This window comes from Actinosynnema sp. NPDC059335, from assembly GCF_042752395.1.
GTDB lineage: Bacteria > Actinomycetota > Actinomycetes > Mycobacteriales > Pseudonocardiaceae > Actinosynnema.
This window is the reverse complement of sequence record NZ_JBHYXZ010000134.1, coordinates 3,488-24,474: the sequence shown is the minus strand read 5'-3', so window position 1 is coordinate 24,474 and position 20,987 is coordinate 3,488. Positions and strand designations below refer to the sequence as shown.

Genomic DNA, 20,987 nt, shown 5'->3' with positions numbered 1-20,987 from the left:
GTCCTACGTTGGGAACACGTGTGTCCTACGTTGGGAACAGGTGAGTTGAACGTTCAGGACAGGGCCGTGGTCACGTAGGGGTCGGGGTCGGCCAGGATCGCGCGGACGGCGGTGGTCGCCGCGCCCCGCACGGCGGCCTCCGCGCCCAACGACGACGCCACCACGCGCACGGGCGACCACTCCGCGCTCACCACCCGCCGGTCCAGCTCCGCGTGCAGCGGCTCCTGCAACCACGGCTCCAGCCGGGCGTACGTGCCGCCCAGCACGACGGTCGGCAGGTCCAGCAGGTTCACCGCGCCGGACAGCGCCACCCCCAACCACCGCGCCGCCGAACGCACCGCCGTCGTCGCCGTCCGGTCGCCCGCCGCGAGCCTGGCCAGCAGCTCGTCCACTCCCGTCACGCCCGCCGCGCGCACGATCTCGTCCTGCCCGGCCAACCGCTCCAGGCACCCCCGCGACCCGCACGCGCACGCCGGCCCCCGCGGGTCGACCGACAGGTGCCCGATCTCGCCCCCGAACCCGGACACGCCCTCGAACAACGCCCCGTTCACCACGATGCCCGCGCCGATGCCGACCTCGCCGGAGACGTGCAGGAAGTCCGTCGCCACGTCCCCGTGCCACAGCTCGGCCAACGCGGCCAGGTTCGCCTCGTTGCCCACCAGCACCGGCACGTCGAGCCCCAGCCGCCGGGTCAGCTCCCCGCGCACGTCCACCTCGCGCCACCCCAGGTTCGGCGCGAGCCGCAGCGACCCGCCGGCCACCTCCACCAGACCCGGCACGGCCACGCCCACGCCGCCGATCGGCACGTCCTGCTTCGCCGCCGTCCGCACCGCCGTCGCCACCCTCGCCAGGACGCGGGCGGGGGAGGAGGCGCGGTTGTCGCCCGCCCGCACCGACCGCGCCCGCACCCGCCCGGTCAGGTCGACCAGGCACGTGGCGAGGTAGTCCACCCCGATCTCCACGCCGAGCCCGTGCGGCCCGGTCGGCGACAGGTGCAGCGCCGTGCCGCGCCGGCCGGGGCCGGACCGGGCCTGCGCCTCGCCCTCGGCGACGAGCCCCGCGCCGATCATCCGGTCCACCAGGCTCGACACGGTGGCCTTCGTCAACCCGGTGCGGGCGGCCACGGCGGCCCGCGACGAGCCGGGGGCGGCGGCGATGGCGTCGAGCACCAGGGCGGAGTTGTGCCGTCGCACGGTGTGCTGGCCCGCGGGCTGTGGTCTGGACACCACTGGATACTAGCGGCTGAGTGCGATAAGTTCAGGCATCAAACTTATTGGAGGTGCCCTCGTGGACAAGTTCAGCTTCGGCCTGTGGACGGTCGGCTGGCCGGGACGCGACCCGTTCGGCGACGCGACCCGCCCCCCGCTGGACGCCCCGCACGCGGTGCGCAAGCTCTCGGAACTCGGTGCGTGGGGCATCACGTTCCACGACGACGACCTGTTCCCCTTCGGCTCCGACGCGGCCGAGGTGGACCGGCGGGTCGCGGCGTTCCGCGCGGCGCTGGACGAGACCGGCCTGGTCGTGCCCATGGTGACCACCAACCTGTTCACCCACCCGGTGTTCAAGGACGGCGGCTTCACCAGCAACGACCGCTCGGTGCGCCGGTTCGCCCTGCGCAAGGTGCTGCGGAACATGGAGCTGGCGGCCGAGCTGGGCGCGCAGACCATCGTGCTGTGGGGCGGCCGGGAAGGCTCCGAGGTGGACGCGGGCAAGCCCGTGGCCGCCGCCCTCGACCGCTACCGCGAAGCCATCGACACGGTCGCCCAGTACTCGGTGGACCAGGGCTACGGCTTCCGCTTCGCCCTGGAGCCCAAGCCGAACGAGCCGCGCGGCGACATCCTGCTGCCGACGATCGGCCACGCCCTGGCGTTCATCTCGACGCTGGAGCACCACGAGCTGGTCGGCGTGAACCCCGAGGTCGGCCACGAGCAGATGGCGGGCCTCAACTTCGTGCACGGCATCGGCCAGGCGCTGTGGCAGGGCAAGCTCTTCCACATCGACCTCAACGGCCAGAAGGGTCCGCGCTACGACCAGGACTTCGTGTTCGGCCAGGGCGACCTGCTGTCCGCGTTCTTCCTGGTGGACCTGCTGGAGAACGGCGGCTACGAAGGCCCGCGGCACTTCGACTACAAGCCGCTGCGCACCGAGGACTTCGACGGCGTGTGGGAGAGCGCCGCGGCCAACATGCGCACCTACAAGCTCCTGCGCGAGCGGGCGGCGGCCTTCCGCGCCGACCCCGAGGTGCAGGAGGCGCTCAAGTACAGCGGCGTGTACGAGCTGGCCGAGCCCACCCTGAACCCGGGCGAGTCGATCGCGGACTTCATCAAGGCCGACGACGTCGACCCGACCACCGCCGCCGAGCGCGGCTTCGGGTTCGTGCGCCTGTCGCAGCTGGCCACCGAGCACCTGCTGGGCGCGCGCTGATGGCGCTCGTCGCGGGCGTCGACTCGTCCACCCAGTCCTGCAAGGTGGTGGTGCGCGACGCGGACACCGGAGCCCTTGTGCGACAAGGACGTGCGGCGCACCCGGCGGGCACCGAGGTGCACCCCTCCGCGTGGTGGGACGCCCTCCAGACGGCCATCGCGGACGCGGGCGGCCTGGACGACGTGGCCGCCGTGTCGGTGGCCGCGCAGCAGCACGGCATGGTGACGCTGGACGAGTCCGGCGAGGTGGTCCGGCCGGCGCTGCTGTGGAACGACACCCGTTCCGCGGGGGCGGCGGCCGAGCTGACCGCCGAGCTGGGCGGTCCGGACAAGTGGGCGGACGCGATCGGCAGCGTGCTGGTCGCCTCGCTCACCGTGACCAAGCTGCGGTGGCTCGCGGCCACCGAGCCGGAGTCGGCCGCGCGCACGGCCGCGGTGTGCCTGCCGCACGACTGGCTCACGTGGAAGCTGGCCGGCGCGACGTCGCTCGACGCGCTGACCACCGACCGCAGCGACGCCAGCGGCACGGGCTACTGGTCGCCGTCCACCGAGGACTACCGGCCGGACCTGCTGGAGCTGGCGCTGGGCAAGGTCGTCGCGGTGCCGCGCGTGGTCGGCCCGGCCGAGCTGGTCCACGGCCGGTTCGGCGCGGGCGCGGGCGACAACGCGGCGGCGGCGCTGGGCGTGCAGGCCCAGCCGGGCGACGTCGTGGTGTCGATCGGCACGTCCGGCACGGCGTTCGCGCGGTGGCCGAGCCCGGTCACCGACGGCACCGGCATCGTCAACGGGTTCGCCGACGCCGAGGGCGGCCACCTGCCGCTCGTGGCCACGCTGAACGCGTCACGCGTGCTCACGGCGACGTCGTCCGTGCTCGGGGTCGACCTGGCGGACCTGTCCGACCTGGCCCTGAGCGCGCCCGCCGGGGCGGACGGGCTCGTGCTCGTGCCGTACCTGGAGGGGGAGCGGACGCCGAACAAGCCCGACTCCACCGGCGCGCTGCACGGCATGCGGCTGGACACCATGACCCCGGCGCACCTGGCGCGTGCCGCGGTCGAGGGCCTGCTGTGCAGCCTGGCGGACGCGATCGACGCGTTGCGGGCGCTGGGCATGCCGGTCAACCGGGTGCTGCTGATCGGCGGCGGGGCGCGGATGCCCGCCGTGCAGCGGCTCGCGCCCGCGGTGTTCGGCTGCCCGGTCGTCGTGCCGTCGCCGAGCGAGTACGTGGCCGACGGCGCGGCCCGGCAGGCGGCGTGGGCGGTCGGCGGCACGGACACCCCGCCGCTGTGGTCGGAGCTGGCGTCGACCTCGGTCGAGGCCGACCCGACCCCGTGGGTGCGGGAGCGCTACGCCGCCGCGCGGGAGCTGACGGTCAACCGCTGAGATGACCCGGAGGGGGCGTTCCCGGCCGCGGGAGCGCCCCCTCCGCCCATGCACGTCGGGGTTCGTCATCCCCGGGGCCGAGCGGCCCCCTCTACGGCGCGCCGGGGGCGTCAACCGAAGGCGAGCGGTCTACGGCGCGTCGGCCAGGACCTCCTCGACCACCCGGCGTGGCCCGACCGACCGGGCGGCGCGCGCCGCCGCGCCCGCGTCTACCCGCCGCAACGCGCGGAGGAAGTCGGCGATCGAGAGCGCGAACGCCACCATGTCGTCGATGAGGTCCGGGGCCGCCGTCCGCCCGTTCAGCCACCGCGGACCGACCACGGGAACGGGTAGCCCTCGGCCGGCTCGCCCAGGGCCAGTGACACCGGCACCGGGACGGGCAGCCGGGGCGCGAGGACCGGCAGCCGGCGGTGCTCCGAGGGTCAGGCGTGCGACAGCGCGAACGCGCTCAGGAAGCCCGCCACGGTCGCGAGGCCGACCAGCAGGTGGGCGTCGTCGAACGCCTCGGGGATCATCGTGTCGGCGACCATCGACAGGATCGCGCCGCCCGCGAACGCGGTGATCGCGGCCAGCCACTGCGGCGGCGCGCCCGCCAGCAGCCCGTGGCCCGCCATCGCCGCCAGGCCGCTGACCAGCGCTATTCCGGTCCACAACCCGAACACGTATCGCTTCGACCGGCCGGCCCGCCGCATACCCGCCGCCGACGACAAGCCCTCCGGCACGTTGCTGATGAACACCGCCGCCACCGTCACCGCGCTGACCCCGCCGCCACCGAGCAGGCTCGCCCCGATCACCACCGACTCGGGGATGCCGTCCAGCAGCGCGCCGATCGCGATCGCCGTGCCCGACCCGCTCTGCTCCGACTCCGACGGCTGCAACCCGCCCGACCGCTTCCGGTGGCGTGCGCCGCGCTTGGCCAACACCACGTTCGCCGCCGTGTAGACCACCGCGCCGAGCGCGGCCCCCAGGGCCGTCGGCAGCAGACCGCCCAGCTCGTGCGCCTCGTCGATCAGGTCGAACGACACCGCCGACATCAGCACGCCGCTGCCGAACCCCATCACGCCGGCCACCACGTCGCGCGGCACCTTCGTCAGGAAACCCACGAGCGCGCCGACGAGCAACGCCGACCCGGCCAGCAACCCCCACCCCGCCGCCTCCAGCACCCGACCTCCCCCGTGTCGCACCCGGCCCGCGCGGGTACCCGACCGCCATGAGGATCGTCGTCACCGGCGCGACCGGCAATCTGGGCACCGCGCTGCTGCGTCGGCTCGCCGGCGAACCGGGCACCGCCGTGCGCGGCATCTCCCGCCGACCGCCCGCGGCCGAACCGCCCTACGACATCGAGTGGACGCCGATCGACCTCAGCCGGGACGGCGCGGAGGAGCCGCTGGTCGAGGCGTTCCGCGACGCCGACGCCGTCGTGCACCTGGCGTGGCGCGTCCAGCCGGGCCACGACGAGCGCGTGCTCTACCGGACCAACGTGGCGGGCAGCGACCGGGTGTTCACCGCCGCCCTCAAGGCCGGCGTGCCGCACCTGGTGCACATGTCGTCCGTCGGCGCGTACTCGCCCGCGGCCAAGGACCACACCGTGGACGAGAGCTGGCCGACCGACGGCGTCTCCACGTCTTACTACAGCCGGCACAAGGCGGCCGTGGAGCACCTGCTGGACCAGGTCGAACGCGACCACCCGGGCCTCCGGGTGACCCGCGTGCGCCCCGGCCTGGTGCTGCAACCGGACGCCGCGGCCGAGATCAAGCGCTACTTCCTGGGTCGGCTGGTGCCGCACGCCCTGTTCCGGGCGCGGCTGCCGGTCCTGCCGCTGCCGCGCACGATGGTGCTCCAGTTCGTGCACGCCGACGACGTGGCCGACGCCCTTGCGACGATCCTCGCCACCACCGCCGAGGGCGCGTACAACCTGGTGTCCGACCCGGTCGTCACGCCCCAGCTCCTGGCCGAGGTTATGGGCGCCCGGCACGTGCCGATCCCGGCGACGGCCCTGCGCACGGCCGCCCGGGTGAGCTGGCGCCTGCGGCTCCAACCCACCTCGCACGGCTGGGTCGACCTCGCCCTCACCGCGCCGCTGCTGGACGCGACCAAGGCGTTCACCCGGCTCGGCTGGACGCCGCGCCACAACTCCCGCGACACGCTGCGGCAACTGCTCGACGGCCTGGGCCGCAAGGAGGGGCTGCCGCCGAGCCCGCCGCTGCGCCCCTGACCGCCCCGGCGGCAGGGCGCCAAAACTCGACCGCCCTCGCCGCGAAGGGCTCCGACCGCTCTCGGAGGACCGTGAGCGCCGTGCGAGCGGGCCGCAGTCAGAACAGGTTGGTCCACCCCATCACCTGCGCCACCACGAACGCGAGCGTCAGCAGCGTCACGACGAGCACGGCCACCAACGTGATGATCGGGCCGCGCCGCGACGGCATCGGCTGCGGGTGGGACAGGCCGGAGGTCTGGCCGGAGTCTGGCGGTGTCTCGCCGGGCGCGACCCCGCCACCGGGCTCCAGCCCCGGCGTGCGGGCCGGGTCCGGGTCGGGCGGTGTGGCAGTCATGACAGGGGACTACCCCGTGTGGACGGCGGTACCCGCCCCGTGTGAACAGTTGCCCGTACGGGTAATCAACTCGCATGAGCGGTGTCCAAGACGAGCTGCTGCGCACGTTGACCAAGGTGGCCAAAGCCCTGCGCGCGCACGACATCCCGTTCGCCCTCGCGGGCGGGTGCGCCGTGTACGCCAGAGGCGGCCCCGCGACCGAACACGACGTCGACATCCTGGTGCGGGAGCAGGACGCCCGTGACGCGGTGAGCGCGCTCGTCGCGGCCGGCATGCGTGCCGCCACCCCGCCCGAGGACTGGCTGCTGAAGGTCTACGACGGCGACTCGCTGGTGGACCTGCTGTTCCGCCCCAACGAAGTCCCGGTGACCGACGAGACGCTGTCGCGCGCCGAGGAGCTGCAGGTCGGCTCCGTGGTGCTGCCGGTGATGCCCGCGACCGAGGTGATGATCGGCAAGCTGCTCGTCCTGGACGGCCACCGCTGCGACTTCAGCGAGCTGCTGCCGTTCGCCCGCGCGCTGCGCGAGCAGATCGACTGGGAGAAGGTCCGCGAGGCCACCAAGCACTCGCCGTACGCCGAGGCGTTCCTGGTGCTGGTCGAACGCCTCGACCTGCTGTCCTCCCCGCTGACGAGGAGCGCCTGATGACCGCAGAGCAATACCTCGCCGCCCGGCTCCGCCAGGCGTTGGCCGAGGACCCGCGCACGACCGAACTCGGCGTGCGGGTCACCGTGCGCGGTGACCACGTGCTGCTGTCCGGCGACGTGGCCAGCCCCGAGCGCCGCGCCGAGCTGGAGGCGGTGATCCACGACGTGGCCCCGGAGCTGACCGTGCTGGACGACGTGAAGGTGGTGCCGTCCGACGCCCCGGTCGGCCGAGAGGAGATCCGATGATCCGCATCGCGGCGGTGGGCGACGTGCACCTGGGCGAGGACGCGCGCGGACGGCTGCGGCCCGCCCTGGAGGAGCTGGGAGACTGCGCCGACGTGCTGCTGCTGGCGGGCGACCTGACCCGGCACGGCACCGTGGCCGAGGCGCGGGTGGTGGCCGACGAGTTCGGCGGCCTGCCCGTGCCCGTGGTGGCGGTGCTCGGCAACCACGACTACCACGACGACAAGCCGGACCAGGTGACCGCCGTGCTGCGCGACGCGGGCCTCACCGTGCTGGAGGGCGAGACCGCCACCATCCCCGTGGACGGCCAGACGCTGGGCGTCGCGGGCGTGAAGGGCTTCGGCGGCGGGTTCGCCGGCAAGTGCGGCAGCGCGTTCGGCGAGCCGGAGATGAAGGCGTTCATCCGGCACACGACCGGCATCGCCGACTCGCTCGCCGCCGCCCTGGCCGACCTCGACACCGACGTGAAGGTGGCGTTGACGCACTACTCGCCGGTGCCGGACACGCTGCGCGGCGAGCCGCCGGAGATCTACCCGTTCCTCGGGTCGTACCTGCTGGGCGAGGCGATCGACGCGAACGGCGCGCAGCTGGCCGTGCACGGGCACGCGCACTTCGGCACCGAGCACGGCATGACGCCCGGCGGCGTGCGGGTCCGCAACGTCGCGCAACCGGTCATCCGATCGGCGTACACGGTCTACTGCGTGGCACCCGAAGTGGTGGAGGTGTAGCCGCATGGAACAGGAACCCAGGACCGCGGGTCCGTCCGTGGTGTGGGCGGGTCCGCCCGACGCCCCGGCCGTGGTCGTGCTCGACCCCGCCGGCGTCGGCAGGCACGGCGAGCTGCCCGGCACGTGGCGCCCGCTGACGGAGCACCTGCAGGTCATGTGGTGCCGCCTGCCCGCGGCGGACGAGCCGTGGGACGAGGTGGACGAGGTGCTGTCCGAGTTCGCCGACCGCGCCGTGCCGGTGCACGTGGTGGCGGGCGCGGCGGCCGGCGCGGCGGTCGGCGACCTGATCCGGCGGCACGAGCACCTGATCAGCTCCGCCCAGACCTTCGCCGCCCCCGTGCCGCTGGGGCACCCCGAGGTGGTGGTGGAGGTGTTGCGCGAGCTGCTGGAGGGGGACGTGGGCGGGGAGCCCGACGGCGAGGCGGGACAGCCGGCCAACGGGAACCGGGCGGCCGGCTCGCTGCTCGGCGACGCCACGTCGGCGCTGCGGCGTTCGGTGCGCGGCCTGTTCGACCGGCTGAAGGACGGCTAGGGGAGCCAGGCTCCGACGAAAGGCCCGCGGACGGAGGCGTCCGCGGGCCTTTCGCGTGTCGGCGGGGCACGCCGGGCAGGTGTCCTGAGGGCTCGGTCGGGTGCCGGGGTGAAGGGGGCACGGGAGAGCGGCGCGCAGGTGGCCGGGAAACCATTCCCGAACGTCGGGCTCGTGAGCCGTGAGCCGACGCGCGAAGGCGCGCGAGGGGGGACGTGTGAGGCTCGGACGTCCGACAGCCCTCCGAGCGGGAAGCCCGGGTGCGAAGAACGGGCAGCCGACGTGCGAAGGCCCCGCGAGCGGGGGGCTCGCGGGGCCTTCACGTGTCAACTGCCGTCGACGGGCGGCCGGGGCCGGGGGATCGGGACCGGTGACCGGCTCCGTCGCCGCGGCTCGGGCACCGCCCTCCGGCTCATCGCAGCGGGTCACCCGGACGGCCGGCGTCGGGCAGGTCGTGGCGCGTCTCGCCGGCCTGCGGCGGGCGGCTCACGTCGCCGCGCCACGCGCCGGTCTCCATCCCGCGCCCCTCGATGAACTGCTTGAAGCGCTCCAGGTCACCGGACACGCGGTGGCCGACCACGCCGACCGCCGCACCGGCCTTCTCGGTGAGCGTCTGCGGGTCGTACTCCATCTGCACGTGCACGCGGGTCCGCCGGTCGTCGAGCCGGTGGAACGTCACCACACCACCCTGCGGCGGACCGTCGACCGTGTGCCAGGCGACCCGCTCGTCGGGGTGCTGCTCGGTGATCTCGGCGTCGAACTCGCGCGTGACGCCGCCGATCCTGGTGACCCAGTGGGTCCTGGTGGGCGTCACCTGCGTGATGCGCTCGACGCCCTCCATGAACTGCGGGAACGACTCGAACTGCGTCCACTGGTTGTAGGCGGTCGTGACCGGGACCTCGACGTCCACGGACTTCTCGATCGTCGTCACTGCACACAACCCTCTCGTCGGGAATCGAGTTCGACACCTGGTTACCCGTTCACCCGGTTTCCACACATCGACCCTTGGAGTGACGGAGAGTAGCGCTTCTCCGAGAAGTGTTTGCTTCGTTTCGCACCGGCTAACTCTCCTCTGTGGACCAGTACCCCGACGCGGTTCTCTTCGACCGCGACGGCACGCTCATCGAGGACGTGCCCTACAACGGCGATCCGGACAAGGTCCGGCCGATGCCCGGCGCGCGCGAAGTCGTGCGCGTGCTGCGCGCCAACGGCGTGCGCACGGGCGTGGTCAGCAACCAGTCCGGCGTCGGTCGCGGTCTGCTCACCCCGGCCCAGGTGGACGCGGTGAACGCCAGGGTCGAAGTCCTGCTCGGCCGGTTCGGCACCTGGCAGGTGTGCCCGCACGCCCCGGAAGACGGCTGCCCGTGCCGCAAACCCGCGCCCACCATGGTCCTGCGCGCGTGCGAGGAACTCGGCGCGCACCCCGAGCGCACCTTCTTCATCGGCGACATCGAAGCGGACGTCCGGGCCGCGCTGGCGGCCGGTGTCACCCCCATCCTCGTGCCCACCCCCGTGACCCTGCCCGAAGAGGTCGACCGCGCACCGCACACCGCGCCCGACCTCGCGTCCGCGTTGGCGATGGTCCTATGAGGACTCTCGTGGCGAGGCTCGACAGCGACGGCGACGTGCTGCTCGCCGGCCCGGCGGTGCGCGCGGCCGCGCACGCGGGCGAGGTGGTGCTGCTGTGCGGGCACTCCGGCGCGCAGGCGGCGGCGCTGTTGCCGGGCGTGCAGCGGATCGTGCGGTGGGACTGCCCGTGGATCGCGAACCCGGCGCTGGAGGTGCGCAATCCGGACATAGAGGGAATTGTCGCGCTGCTCAAGGGGATCCGCGCCGACGTCGCGCTGATCCTCACGTCCTTCCACCAGAGCCCGCTGCCGCTGGCGCTGCTGCTGAAGCTGGCCGGCGTGCCCCGGGTCGTCGCCCGCTCCGTCGACTACCCCGGCTCCCTGCTGGACGTCCGGCTGCGCGACGACCCGGACGTCCCGGAAGCCGAACGCGCGCTGGAAGTCGCGCGGGCCGCCGGGTTCGAGCTGCCGCCGGGCGACGACGGCCGGCTCGCGGTCACCACCCCGCCGGAACCCGCCGTGGCCGAACCGGGGCCGTACGTGGTGGTGCACCCCGGCGCCTCGGCGCCCGCCCGCGCGTGGTCGCCGCACCGCTGCGCCGAGGCCGTCGTCGCGCTCACCGAGGCCGGGCACCGCGTCGTCGTCACCGGCGGGCCGGCCGAGACCGCGCTGACCCGGCACGTGGCGGGCGCGCACGGCGTCGACCTCGGCGGCCGCACGACGTTCGCCGAACTGGCCGGGGTGTTGGCCCGCGCGGACGCGGTGGTGGTCGGCAACACCGGCCCCGCCCACCTGGCCGCCGCGGTCGGCACGCCCGTCGTCTCCTTGTTCTCCCCCGTCGTGCCCGCCGTCCGGTGGGCGCCGTACGGGCCGCACGTGGTGTTGGGCGACCAGGACGCGCCGTGCCGCGGCACGCGCGCCCGGGAGTGCCCGGTGCCCGGACACCCGTGCCTCGACCGGGTGACGGCCGACCAGGTCGTCACCGCCGTTGCCGACCTCGTGGGGGTGCGGACGTGAAGATCTTGCTGTGGCACGTGCACGGCTCGTGGACGAACGCGTTCGTCCGCGGTGGCCACGAGTACCTGATCCCCGGTCCTCCCCACGGCATAGGGTTGTCCGGGCGCGACTGGCCCTCGGCGCGCGAGGTGGCGCTGTCCGAAGTGGACGCCGACATCGCCGTGCTGCAACGGCCCGTCGAGGTCGGCCTGGTGCCCTCCGGCATCCCGGTCGTGTACCTGGAGCACAACACGCCGAAGTACCCGAACCAGGCCCACCCGCTCAAGGACTGGCCGGGCACGATCGTCCACGTCACCCACTTCAACGACCTCATGTGGGACTGCGGCGACACGCGCACCGTCGTGATCGAGCACGGTGTGGTCGACCCGGGCCCGCTCTACACCGGCGATCTGGCCCGGGCCGCGGTCGTGGTGAACGACCCGGTGCGCCGGGGCCGGGCGGTGGGCACCGACCTGCTGCCGCGCTTCGCCGAGGCCGCGCCGCTGGACGTCTACGGCATGAAGACCGAGAAGCTGGGCGCGATGGGCCGCGGCGACCACGACCTCGCGTCGCTGCACCGGGAACTCGCCCAGCGCCGGCTCTACCTGCACCCCGTGCGGTGGACGTCGCTCGGCCTGTCCCTGATCGAGGCGATGCACCTGGGCATGCCCGTGGTGGCGCTGGCGTGCACCGAGGTGGTGCGCGCGGTGCCGCCGGAGGCGGGCGTGGTCTCCACCGAGGTGGACGAGTTGGTGCGGGCGGTGGCCGAGCTGGTCGCCGACCCGGCGCTGGCCAGGCAGAAGGGCAAGCAGGCCAGGGAGTTCGCCCTGGCCCGGTACGGCCTCGACGCCTTCCTGCGGGCTTGGGACCGGTTGTTGACAGGAGTGAGCGGATGAGGATCGCGATGGTGTCCGAGCATGCCAGCCCGCTGGCCGCCCTGGGTGGTGTGGACGCGGGCGGACAGAACGTGCACGTCGCCGCCTTGTCGGCAGCACTGTCCGACCGCGGGCACGACGTGGTGGTCCACACCCGCCGCGACGACCCGGACCTGCCCGAGCGGGTGCGCACCGAGCAGGGCTACGAGGTGGTGCACGTGCCCGCCGGCCCGGCCCGCGCGGTGCCCAAGGACGACCTGCTGCCGCACATGGGCGAGTTCGCCCGGTTCCTGGAGCAGGAGTGGGACGGCGAGCCGCCGGACGTCGTGCACGCGCACTTCTGGATGTCCGGCCTCGCGTCGGTGCTCGCGGGGCGCAAGGCGGGCGTGCCCGTCGTGCAGACCTACCACGCCCTCGGCACGGTGAAGCGCCGCCACCAGGGCGCGGACGACACCAGCCCGGCCGAGCGGATCGCGATCGAGCGGATGATCGGCCGCGAGGCCGACCGGATCGCCGCCACCTGCGACGACGAGGTGGTCGAGCTGCTGCGCATGGGCGTGCCGCGGTCGCGGATCTCGGTCGTGCCGTGCGGCGTGGACCCGACGCGGTTCCAGCCCGAGGGCCCGGTGGCGCGCCGCCGCTACCCGCACCGCGTGGTGTCGGTCGGCCGGCTCGTGCCGCGCAAGGGCTTCCAGGACCTGATCACGGCCCTGCGGTCGCTGCCCGCCACCGAGCTGGTCATCGCGGGCGGCCCGGTGGACGTCGGGTCCGACCCGGAGGCGCGCCGGCTCGCCGCGCACGCGGAACGCCTGGGCGTGCGCGACCGGCTGTGCCTGGCCGGGCAGGTGTCGCGGGACGAGATGCCCGCGCTGCTGCGCTCGGCCGACGTGGTGGCCTGCGTGCCCTGGTACGAGCCGTTCGGCATCGTGCCGCTGGAGGCGATGGCCTGCGGCGTGCCCGTGGTGGCCGCCGCCGTGGGCGGCCTGACCGACACCGTGGTGGACGGCGTGACCGGCGTGCTGGTGCCGCCGCGCGAGCCGGTCGCGCTGGCGCGGGCGCTGCACTCGCTGCTGTCCGACCGGGCGCGCCGGGAGGCGTACGGGCTCGCGGGCCTGGACCGGGTGGGGGTGCGCTACACGTGGGACCGGATCGCCGAGGACACCGAACGCGTCTACGAGCGCGTCGCGGCCGCTCAGGCCGTGGCCGTGGGAGGCTCCCGATGACCGTCGAGACCCATTTGAACGGCCTGGCCGAGACGCTGGCCGGGCTGCGCGCCCAGGCGCCGCGGTTGACCCGCTGGGGCGGCGTCCTGGCCCGCCGGCTCGACGCCGGGGGCCGGCTGCTCGCGGCGGGCAACGGCGGGTCGGCCGCCGAGGCGCAGCACCTGACCGCCGAGCTGGTCGGCCGGTTCCGCGACGACCGGCGGCCGTTCTCCGCCATCGCGCTGTGCGCGGAGTCGTCCAGCGTGACCGCGATCGGCAACGACTACGGCTACGACCAGGTGTTCGCCCGCCAGGTCACCGCGCACGCCCGGCCGGGGGACGTCGTGGTGCTGCTGACCACCAGCGGCCGCAGCCCGAACCTCATCGAGGCGGCGAAGGCCGGCCGGGAGTCGGGCGCGCACGTGTGGGCGATGACCGGCCCGGCCCCGAACCCGCTGGCCGACGTGGTGGACGAGGTGCTCGCGCTGCCCGGTGCGCCCGCGAACGTGCAGGAGGCCCAGCTGGTCGCCGTGCACGCGCTGTGCGCGGCCTTCGAAGCGGCGCTGCCCGCCGCGGAACGGAGGGTGTCGTGAAGCTCGTCGTCGTGGGCGACTCGTTGCTCGACGTGGACGTGCTCGGCACGGCCGAGCGGCTGTGCCCGGACGCGCCCGCGCCCGTGCTGGACGTCCGGGAGGAACGCGCCCGACCCGGCGGCGCGGGCCTGGCCGCCGCGCTGGCCGCCGCCGACGGCGTGGACGTGACGCTGGTCAGCGCCGTGGCCGACGACGAGGACGGGCAGCGGCTGCGGGACGAGCTGGCCGCGGTGCCCTCCGTGCTCGGGCCCTCGTCGGTGCCGACCCCGGTCAAGACGCGGTTGCGCTGCGGCGACCAGTCGATCGCCCGGCTCGACCGCGGCGGCGGCCCCGGCGCGCCGCCGCACGCCACGGACGACATGCTCGACGCCGTGCTGGAGGCCGACTGCGTGCTGGTCTCCGACTACGGGCGCGGGCTCCTGCGCGACGAGCGGCTGCGCGGCGTCCTCGCCCGCCGCCCGGTGGTCTGGGACCCCCACCCGCGCGGCCCGGACCCGGTGCCCGGCGCGCGGCTGGTCACGCCGAACGCGTCCGAGGCGAAGCGGTTCAGCGGCCACGACGACCCGATGGACGCGCTGGAAGCGCTGCGCGCCCGGTGGCGGGCGCGGGCCGTGGTGGTGACGCTCGGCGCCGACGGCGCGCTGCTGCACGGCGGCGGCACGCCGGTCGCCGTGCCCGCGCCCAGGGTGCCCGTCGTGGACCCGTGCGGCGCGGGGGACCGGTTCGCGGCGACCGTCGCGGCCCGGCTCATGGCCGGCGCGGCGATGGACGACGCGGTCGCCGACGGCGTCACGTCCGCCGCCGAGTTCCTGCGCCACGGCGGCGCGTCCGGGTTCCGCCCGGTCGACACGCTGTCCACAGTGGACGCGGTGCGGGCGCGGGGCGGTGTGGTGGTCGCGACCGGCGGCTGCTTCGACCTCCTGCACGCGGGCCACGTCCGCACCCTGCGCGCCGCGCGGGCGCTGGGCGACTGCCTGGTGGTGTGCCTGAACTCCGACGCGTCGGTGCGCCGGCTCAAGGGCCCGGACCGGCCGGTCACCCGGGAGCAGGACCGGGTCGAGGTGCTGCGCGCGCTGGGCTGCGTGGACGACGTGATCGTGTTCGAGGACGACACGCCGGAGCGGGCGCTGGCGGCGCTGCGCCCGGACGTGTGGGTCAAGGGCGGCGACTACACCGTGGAGTCGCTGCCGGAAGCGGACCTGGTCGCGGGCTGGGGTGGGCGCACCGTCGTGGTGCCCTACCACCGGGGCCGGTCGACCACCGAGATGCTGTCGAGGAGGGGCTGATGCTCGGTCAGGTGTTGGTGACGGGAGGCGCGTCCGGTCTGGGCGCGGCCGTGGTGCACGCGGTGCACGAGCTGGGCGGCCGGCCGCTGGTGCTGGACAAGGCCGCGCCGTCGTCGCCGGAGGTGGCCGACTTCGAGTCGGTGGACCTGTCCGACACCAGGGCGGCGGAACGCGCGGTGCGGGCCATCGCCGAGCGCAACGGCGGCCTGCGCGCGGTCGTCACGGCGGCGGGCACGGACGCGTGCGGCCGGCTGGACGAGGTGTCCGGCCCGGACTGGGACCGGGTGGTGATGGTGAACCTGCTCGGCACGGCGGCGGTCGTGCGCGCGGCGCTGCCGCTGCTCGACGGCGGCCGGGTGGTGACCATCGCGTCCACCCTGGGGCTGCGCGCGGTCAGCGACGCCACCGCGTACTGCGCCTCGAAGTTCGGCGTGGTCGGCTTCACCCGGGCGCTGGCGGCCGAGACCGCCGGGCGGGTCGGCGTGACGCTGGTGATCCCCGGCGGCATGCGCACCCACTTCTTCGACGACCGGGCCGAGCAGTACCGGCCGCCGGACGACAGCAAGCTGAACCCGCCGGAGCGGGTCGCCGACGCCATCGTGTTCGCGCTGCGCCAACCCGAGGGGTGCGAGGTGCGCGAGCTCGTCGTCGCCCACGCGGAAGAGGGATCGTGGCCGTAGCATCCCGGCTCGACACCGGTCGGGCGTTCGCCAAGGTGCTGCTGCCGACGCTGGCCAAGGGCGTGATCGTGCGCCGCCCGCCGGCGACGGCCCTGGCCGCCGCGGTCCGGGCGGACGCCGCGGCCGTGGCGACCCTGCGGCGGTTCCGCGCCCGCTACGGGCCGGAACCGCTGCGGCTGCGGGTGACCGGCCGCAGCGTCGCGCTGCTCCTCGACCCGCTCGACGTGTCCCGCCTGCTCGCCGAGTCGCCGACCCCGTTCGCCCTCGCCACCCGGGAGAAGAAGGCCGCGCTGGCGCACTTCCAGCCGCACGGCGTGCTGATCTCGACGGGGGAGCGGCGCGCGCACCGGCGCGCGGTCACCGAGGACGTGCTGCGTCCGGAGAAGATCGACGTGCCGTCGATCGTGGCCGACGAGGCGGACCTCCTGCTGCGGCACGCGCGCAGCGCGGGCGAGCTGACCTGGGACGCGTTCGCGCAGGCGTGGTGGCGGGCGGCGCGGCGGATCGTGCTCGGGTCGGCCGCCCGCGAGGACGGCGAGCTGACCGACGTGCTCAAGACGTTGCGCGGCAACGCGAACTGGGCCTACCTGCACCCGCGCCGGGAGGCGCTGCGCCGCCGGTTCGAGGACCGGCTGCGCGGGCACCTGGAACGGGCCGAGGCGGGCAGCCTGGCGGCCCTCGCGCCGGTCGACGAGCTGCTCGGCCAGGTCCCGCACTGGCTGTTCGCGTTCGACGCGGCGGGCATCGTGACCATGCGGGCGCTGGCGATCGGCGGCGAGGGGCCGGCCGGGATCTGGGAGTCGGCGCGGCTGTGGCCCACCACGCCGGTGATCCTGCGCGAGAGCACCGGTCCGACCCGCTGGCACGGGACGTGGCTGCCGGCGGGCACCACGTTCGTCGTGTTCGCCCCGTACTTCCACCGCGACCCGGACCGGCTGCCGTACGCGGACTCCTACGCGCCGGAGAACTGGCCGACGCCGCCGGACCCGGGGCTGGTGCCGTTCAGCGGCGGGCCCGGCGTCTGCCCCGGCCGCGACCTGGTGCTGGTCGCCGGGAGCACGATGCTGGACACCCTGCGCGACCACCTGGAGGTGCCCACCCTGCACGCGCCGCTGCCCGCCACCCTCAACCACTTCGGCCTCACGTTCGTCACCCGAAAATAATGGTTGAACGGACCCGTGGTTGGGTACGTGGTGGCGGTGAGCCAGGCTGAGGAGTCACACCAGCGGAGGTTGGCCCGCAACCTCAACGAGTTGCTGCAGGAACTCCGGGTGGCGCAGGCGGGCGTCCAGATCCTGTTCGGCTTCCTGCTGTCGATCACGTTCACCGACCGGTACGCGTCCGCCGACGCGTACATCCGCGCCACCCACCTGATCACGATCCTGTTCGCCGCGTGCGCGGTCGCGCTGCTCACCGCGCCCGCGGCGTGGCACCGGCTGCTGTTCCGGCGCGGCCGGCGCGAGGACGTGATCGAGGTGGCGAACCGGTTCGCGATCGCCGGGTTGGCGTTCCTGGCCCTGGCCATGATCGGCACCGTGCTGATGCTCGGCGAGGTGATCATCGGCGGCTGGGTGGCCATCGGGTTCGGCGTGTTCGCGCTGCTGCTGTTCGGCACGCTGTGGTTCGCCCTGCCGTGGCGCGAGCGCGGCCGGGACAGCATCGAGTCCGACGACGTGGACGAAGCCGACCGCCTCGAATGACCCCGGGCCGACCACCCGCGCGACCTCCGCAGCCGACCGCCTCGCACGAGTCCCCGCAGCCGACCGCCTCGCACACCACGCGCACGACGCACGTGCCCCTGGTGGCCGCCCGCCGTGCGTGATCCCGGACCCGCGGCCCACCGCCTCGAACGACCCCGGGCCGACCACCCGGCGTGACCACCCACCCCGGCGGGTCGGCCGCCGGGGATCAGCCCGACTCGTCGGTCGAGTGGTGCGGCGCGCCGACCGGCTTGGACTGCGACGAGCCCCGCTGGCGCAGGTACACGCTGAACACCACCATCGAGCCGATCGCCAGGAACTCCGACTGCCAGTTCTGCAGCGACCGGTTCCAGAAGTCGGCCGACAGCACGTAGTCCCACCAGCCGACCGGGTCCTGGAAGGTGTTCAACTGGTCGTTGTTGTACGCGCTGCGCCCGGCGATGGACTGCGCGCCCCACGAGCCGAGGAACAACACCAGCATCACCAGGCCGAGCGAGTTCGAGTACAGGGCGGTCCGCCAGCCGCCCGCCTTCGCCCACGGCGGCGACTGCCCCGTCGCGTGCGCGCCGAGCGACTGGCTCTCGTCGGACTCCGGCCCGAGCCGGTCCGCGGTCTTCGACTCGGTCGACCCCTTCTGCATCAGCCACACGGTCGCGAAGATGAACAGGAAGAACTGCAGGTACTCGGACTGCCAGTTCTCGGCCACGTCCACGGCGAAGTCCGACGACGTCACGTACTGCCAGAACCCGATCGGGTCACCGCCGTCGGTGAGCCGGTCGGCGTTGAGGGCGGGTTGCCGGCGAACGCCTGACCGACCAGCGAGGCCAGGAACAGCAGGCCGAACGCCAACCCCAGCCCGTTGTCGCGCAGGAACCGCTTCACATGCCCACCAACCCGATGACGGCGAAGTAGACCAGCAGCACCAGCACACCGACCAGGTACACGTAGAACATCGCCCGTTGCGTCACGGCCCGCCCACCTCGCACTCGTACGGCCGGTCCCCGCGCGACTCGCACCCCGCGCCGGACACCCGCCACCCCGACGACAGCTCGCGCAGGAACAGCACGTCCCGCGAGGTGCGGACCTGCGCCGCGTCACCCCAGACTTCGACGGACTCCACGGCGCCGCCGGGCACGTCCAGCGACGAGCAGTCCACGCCCTCGCGCGCCCGGTCCGTCAACAGCGCGCACGCGCGGTCCGCGTCGCCCGAGGACACCGCGGCGGTGAAGTCCTCCACCGCCCGCCCGACCAGGTCGCCGGAACCCGGGCCGCACCCGCTCGCCACCAGCACCGCCGCCGACGCCGCGGCGGCCGACCACCGAAAGCGGATCATGGCTGCAACCTAGCCCGTCAAGGCCGGAACAGCACTTTGACGGCGTTGTCCTGCTTGCGCTGGAAGATCTCGTAGGCGTGCGGCGCTTGGTCGAGCGGCAGGTGGTGGGTGGCGAACGAGTCCACGCCGAGCGGGTCGCCGTCGGTCAGCAGCGGCAGGATCTCCGGCACCCAGCGCCACACGTTCGCCTGGCCCATGCGCAGCTGCACCTGCTTGTCGAACAGCGTCAGCAGCGGCATCGGGTCGGCCATCCCGCCGTACACACCGGACACCGAGATGGTGCCGCCCCGCCGCACGATGTCGATCGCCAGGCGCAGCGCGTGCAGCCGGTCCACGCCTGCGGTCCGCATGAACGGCGCGGCGATGGCGTCCGGCAGCAGGCCGACCGCCTGGTGCGCGAGCTTGGCGACCGGCGCGCCGTGCGCCTCCATGCCGACGGCGTCGATCACCGCCTCCGGGCCGCGCCCGCCGGTGAGGTCGCGGATGTGGTCCACCAGGTGGCTGTCGCGCACGTTCAGCACGGTCACGCCGTGGCCGCGGGCCCGTGCCATCCGCTCGGGCACCAGGTCGACCCCGATGACGGTCTCCACGCCGCGGTGCTGGGCGATGCGGGTCGCCATGTCGCCGATCGGGCCGAGGCCGAGCACGACCAGGCTGTCCCGGGTGGCCGCGTACTCCACCGCCTGCCACGCGGTCGGCAGCACGTCGGACAGGTACACGAACCGGTCGTCCGCCGGACCCTCGGGCACCTTGATGGGCAGCGTGTTGCCGAACGGCACCCGCAGGTACTCGGCCTGCCCGCCGGGCACCTGCCCGTACAGCTTGGTGTAGCCGAACAGCGCCGCGCCCGTGCCCTGCTCGCGCACCTGGCTCGTCTCGCACTGCGACTGCAGGCCGCGCTCGCACATGAAGCACGTGCCGCACGAGACGTTGAACGGGATGACGACCCGGTCGCCGGGCTTGACCCCGGTGACCTCCGCGCCGACCTCCTCGACCACGCCCATGGGCTCGTGCCCGAGGACGTCGCCCTGGTCGATGAACGGGCCCAACACCTCGTACAGGTGCAGGTCGGAGCCGCACAAGCCGGTGGACGTGACGCGCACGATGACGTCGGTCGGCTCCTTGAGGACGGGGTCCGGCACGGTCTCCACGCGCACGTCCCGCTTGCCGTGCCAGGTGACGGCCTTCATGGTGCTCCTCCCACTGCCGACGTCGACTGTCCGGAGCGTTCCCGGCACGGCGTGTGGCAAACACCGGGCCGGGTACCCGCCGCGCATGACTGCACCACTACCCCAGGACCGGGTCGGCGCGCCGATGCGCGCCGTCGTGACCGGCTCCGACTCCGGCATCGGCCGGGCCGTCGCGGTGGCGTTGGCCGGTGGCGGGGTGGACGTCGGCATCACGTTCCACACCGACGCCGAGGGCGGCGAGCGCACCGCCCGGGAGGTCCGCGCGCAGGGCGTGCGGGCGGCCGTGCGGCGGCTCGACCTGACCGACCTGCCCACCGCCGCGGCCGTGGTCGACGAGCTGGCCGAGGAGCTGGGCGGCATCGACGTGCTGGTGAACTGCGCGGGCACCGGCACCGCGCAGAAGGCCATGGACATGGACTTCGACACCTGGCGCTCGGTGCTGTCGGTCGACCTCGACGGCGCGTTCCTGTGCGCGCAACGCGCCGCCAAGCACATGATCGAGGCCGGGCAGGGCGGCCGGATCATCAACATCACGTCCGTGCACGAGCACCAGCCCCGGGTCGGCGCGGCGCCCTACTGCGCGGCCAAGGCCGGGCTGGGCGCGTTGACGAAGGTGCTGGCCCTGGAGCTGGCCGAGCACGCCATCACGGTCAACTCGGTCGCGCCCGGCGAGATCTCCACCCCGATGACGGGCCAGGAGGACGTGGACCCGCGCACCGAGCCGCGGCCGGGCGTGCCGCTGGGGCGGCCGGGCAGCGCGGCCGAGGTCGCCGCGGTGGTGGCGTTCCTGGCCACGCCGGCGGCCGGGTACGTGACCGGGGCGTCGTTCGTGGTGGACGGCGGCATGACGTTGATGGGCCCGCAGGCCAGCCAGCTCCTGAACGACCGGAAGTGGCTCGAACCCTGACCGCGCTCGAACCCTGGCACCATCGAACCCCGGGCACGTGAACGCCCCCGGGGCCCCGGGGGGCGGGGGCGCGGGGGGGCGGGGGGTCCCCCCCCCCCCCCCCCCGGCGCGCGCCGGGCCGGGGGGGGGGGGGGGTTGGGGGGGGGGCGGCGCGCGCCC

Annotated in this window: 26 protein-coding genes; 17 read left to right on the top strand and 9 right to left on the bottom strand. The window is 74.4% G+C overall.

Translation table 11 applies throughout. The features are described from left to right. Positions 1–53 precede the first annotated feature (53 nt). Complete coding sequence (locus ACFXGA_RS31230; RefSeq protein ID WP_378094110.1) at positions 54–1,226, bottom strand: ROK family protein; 1,173 nt, start codon at positions 1,224–1,226, stop codon at positions 54–56. 61 nt (positions 1,227–1,287) lie between these two features. Between ACFXGA_RS31230 and xylA the strand changes: the two genes are divergently transcribed. Next, positions 1,288–2,424 carry a xylose isomerase gene (gene xylA, locus ACFXGA_RS31225; protein WP_378094108.1) on the top strand — a complete coding sequence of 379 codons (1,137 nt, stop codon included), beginning with the start codon at positions 1,288–1,290 and terminating at the stop codon, positions 2,422–2,424. Then, positions 2,424–3,803: a xylulokinase gene (locus ACFXGA_RS31220; protein WP_378094106.1), complete on the top strand. Its 1,380-nt coding sequence runs from the start codon at positions 2,424–2,426 to the stop codon at positions 3,801–3,803. Before xylA ends, ACFXGA_RS31220 begins: the two co-directional genes overlap by 1 nt. A 129-nt stretch (positions 3,804–3,932) precedes the next feature. On the opposite strand, the gene ACFXGA_RS31215 is transcribed toward ACFXGA_RS31220, so the two are convergent. Continuing rightward, positions 3,933–4,124: a hypothetical protein gene (locus tag ACFXGA_RS31215; RefSeq protein WP_378094104.1), complete on the bottom strand. Its 192-nt coding sequence runs from the start codon at positions 4,122–4,124 to the stop codon at positions 3,933–3,935. Positions 4,125–4,225: 101 nt separating this feature from the next. Further along, complete coding sequence (locus tag ACFXGA_RS31210; protein WP_378094102.1) at positions 4,226–4,966, bottom strand: ZIP family metal transporter; 741 nt, start codon at positions 4,964–4,966, stop codon at positions 4,226–4,228. Positions 4,967–5,013: 47 nt separating this feature from the next. Between ACFXGA_RS31210 and ACFXGA_RS31205 the strand changes: the two genes are divergently transcribed. After that, entirely contained in the window at positions 5,014–6,018 is a 1,005-nt protein-coding gene (locus tag ACFXGA_RS31205) for an NAD-dependent epimerase/dehydratase family protein (protein WP_378094100.1), read from the top strand. A gap of 97 nt (positions 6,019–6,115) precedes the next feature. Here ACFXGA_RS31205 and ACFXGA_RS31200 read toward each other — a convergent pair whose 3' ends face one another. Next, positions 6,116–6,352 carry a DUF6480 family protein gene (locus tag ACFXGA_RS31200; protein ID WP_378094098.1) on the bottom strand — a complete coding sequence of 79 codons (237 nt, stop codon included), beginning with the start codon at positions 6,350–6,352 and terminating at the stop codon, positions 6,116–6,118. A gap of 74 nt (positions 6,353–6,426) precedes the next feature. Between ACFXGA_RS31200 and ACFXGA_RS31195 the strand changes: the two genes are divergently transcribed. Genes ACFXGA_RS31195 through ACFXGA_RS31180 form a run of 4 tightly spaced genes read left to right on the top strand, consistent with a single transcriptional unit; the run spans position 6,427 to position 8,501 of the window. Next, positions 6,427–6,996 carry a nucleotidyltransferase family protein gene (locus ACFXGA_RS31195; RefSeq protein ID WP_378094096.1) on the top strand — a complete coding sequence of 190 codons (570 nt, stop codon included), beginning with the start codon at positions 6,427–6,429 and terminating at the stop codon, positions 6,994–6,996. Further along, a complete protein-coding gene (locus ACFXGA_RS31190) occupies positions 6,996–7,244 on the top strand; it encodes a BON domain-containing protein (RefSeq protein ID WP_053715990.1) in 249 nt (82 codons plus the stop codon). The genes ACFXGA_RS31195 and ACFXGA_RS31190 overlap by 1 nt, the downstream gene beginning before the upstream one ends. Then, complete coding sequence (locus ACFXGA_RS31185) at positions 7,241–7,969, top strand: metallophosphoesterase (protein WP_378094094.1); 729 nt, start codon at positions 7,241–7,243, stop codon at positions 7,967–7,969. The genes ACFXGA_RS31190 and ACFXGA_RS31185 overlap by 4 nt, the downstream gene beginning before the upstream one ends. 4 nt (positions 7,970–7,973) lie before the next feature. Then, on the top strand, positions 7,974–8,501 hold the full coding sequence (locus tag ACFXGA_RS31180; protein ID WP_378094092.1) for a hypothetical protein: 528 nt from the start codon (positions 7,974–7,976) through the stop codon (positions 8,499–8,501). 409 nt (positions 8,502–8,910) lie between these two features. Here ACFXGA_RS31180 and ACFXGA_RS31175 read toward each other — a convergent pair whose 3' ends face one another. Beyond that, the gene (locus ACFXGA_RS31175) at positions 8,911–9,429 is read right to left on the bottom strand and encodes an SRPBCC family protein (RefSeq protein WP_378094090.1); all 519 of its coding nucleotides are present in this window, start codon (positions 9,427–9,429) and stop codon (positions 8,911–8,913) included. 143 nt (positions 9,430–9,572) lie between these two features. Between ACFXGA_RS31175 and ACFXGA_RS31170 the strand changes: the two genes are divergently transcribed. Genes ACFXGA_RS31170 through ACFXGA_RS31130 form a run of 9 tightly spaced genes read left to right on the top strand, consistent with a single transcriptional unit; the run spans position 9,573 to position 17,398 of the window. Continuing rightward, entirely contained in the window at positions 9,573–10,088 is a 516-nt protein-coding gene (locus ACFXGA_RS31170) for a D-glycero-alpha-D-manno-heptose-1,7-bisphosphate 7-phosphatase (protein ID WP_378094088.1), read from the top strand. After that, positions 10,085–11,083 (top strand): glycosyltransferase family 9 protein, encoded by a 999-nt coding sequence (locus ACFXGA_RS31165; RefSeq protein WP_378094086.1) that lies wholly within the window; start codon positions 10,085–10,087, stop codon positions 11,081–11,083. The genes ACFXGA_RS31170 and ACFXGA_RS31165 overlap by 4 nt, the downstream gene beginning before the upstream one ends. Beyond that, positions 11,080–11,958 carry a glycosyltransferase gene (locus ACFXGA_RS31160; RefSeq protein ID WP_378094084.1) on the top strand — a complete coding sequence of 293 codons (879 nt, stop codon included), beginning with the start codon at positions 11,080–11,082 and terminating at the stop codon, positions 11,956–11,958. The genes ACFXGA_RS31165 and ACFXGA_RS31160 overlap by 4 nt, the downstream gene beginning before the upstream one ends. Beyond that, positions 11,955–13,160, top strand: a complete 1,206-nt coding sequence (locus tag ACFXGA_RS31155; protein ID WP_378094082.1) for a glycosyltransferase — start codon at positions 11,955–11,957, stop codon at positions 13,158–13,160. The genes ACFXGA_RS31160 and ACFXGA_RS31155 overlap by 4 nt, the downstream gene beginning before the upstream one ends. After that, positions 13,157–13,732 (top strand): SIS domain-containing protein, encoded by a 576-nt coding sequence (locus tag ACFXGA_RS31150; protein WP_378094080.1) that lies wholly within the window; start codon positions 13,157–13,159, stop codon positions 13,730–13,732. The genes ACFXGA_RS31155 and ACFXGA_RS31150 overlap by 4 nt, the downstream gene beginning before the upstream one ends. After that, complete coding sequence (gene rfaE2 / locus ACFXGA_RS31145; RefSeq protein ID WP_378094078.1) at positions 13,729–15,018, top strand: D-glycero-beta-D-manno-heptose 1-phosphate adenylyltransferase; 1,290 nt, start codon at positions 13,729–13,731, stop codon at positions 15,016–15,018. The genes ACFXGA_RS31150 and rfaE2 overlap by 4 nt, the downstream gene beginning before the upstream one ends. Beyond that, positions 15,018–15,698, top strand: coding sequence for an SDR family oxidoreductase (locus ACFXGA_RS31140; RefSeq protein ID WP_378094076.1), 681 nt, complete (start codon positions 15,018–15,020; stop codon positions 15,696–15,698). The genes rfaE2 and ACFXGA_RS31140 overlap by 1 nt, the downstream gene beginning before the upstream one ends. Next, positions 15,689–16,861 carry a cytochrome P450 gene (locus ACFXGA_RS31135; protein ID WP_378094073.1) on the top strand — a complete coding sequence of 391 codons (1,173 nt, stop codon included), beginning with the start codon at positions 15,689–15,691 and terminating at the stop codon, positions 16,859–16,861. The genes ACFXGA_RS31140 and ACFXGA_RS31135 overlap by 10 nt, the downstream gene beginning before the upstream one ends. A gap of 36 nt (positions 16,862–16,897) precedes the next feature. Further along, positions 16,898–17,398, top strand: a complete 501-nt coding sequence (locus tag ACFXGA_RS31130; RefSeq protein ID WP_378094071.1) for a DUF6328 family protein — start codon at positions 16,898–16,900, stop codon at positions 17,396–17,398. A 208-nt stretch (positions 17,399–17,606) separates the two neighbouring features. Here ACFXGA_RS31130 and ACFXGA_RS31125 read toward each other — a convergent pair whose 3' ends face one another. The 4 genes from ACFXGA_RS31125 to ACFXGA_RS31110 form a co-directional block, all read right to left on the bottom strand. Continuing rightward, positions 17,607–18,131, bottom strand: a complete 525-nt coding sequence (locus ACFXGA_RS31125) for a DUF6766 family protein (RefSeq protein WP_378094068.1) — start codon at positions 18,129–18,131, stop codon at positions 17,607–17,609. Next, positions 18,128–18,280, bottom strand: a complete 153-nt coding sequence (locus ACFXGA_RS31120) for a DUF6766 family protein (RefSeq protein ID WP_378094066.1) — start codon at positions 18,278–18,280, stop codon at positions 18,128–18,130. Before ACFXGA_RS31120 ends, ACFXGA_RS31125 begins: the two co-directional genes overlap by 4 nt. Positions 18,281–18,362: 82 nt before the next feature. Continuing rightward, positions 18,363–18,731 carry a hypothetical protein gene (locus ACFXGA_RS31115; RefSeq protein WP_378094064.1) on the bottom strand — a complete coding sequence of 123 codons (369 nt, stop codon included), beginning with the start codon at positions 18,729–18,731 and terminating at the stop codon, positions 18,363–18,365. 17 nt (positions 18,732–18,748) lie between these two features. Next, positions 18,749–19,921, bottom strand: coding sequence for a zinc-dependent alcohol dehydrogenase (locus tag ACFXGA_RS31110; protein ID WP_378094061.1), 1,173 nt, complete (start codon positions 19,919–19,921; stop codon positions 18,749–18,751). An 85-nt stretch (positions 19,922–20,006) separates the two neighbouring features. Here ACFXGA_RS31110 and ACFXGA_RS31105 point away from each other — a divergent pair, with 85 nt between their 5' ends. Then, positions 20,007–20,828 (top strand): SDR family oxidoreductase, encoded by an 822-nt coding sequence (locus ACFXGA_RS31105; RefSeq protein WP_378094059.1) that lies wholly within the window; start codon positions 20,007–20,009, stop codon positions 20,826–20,828. Positions 20,829–20,987: the final 159 nt, after the last annotated feature.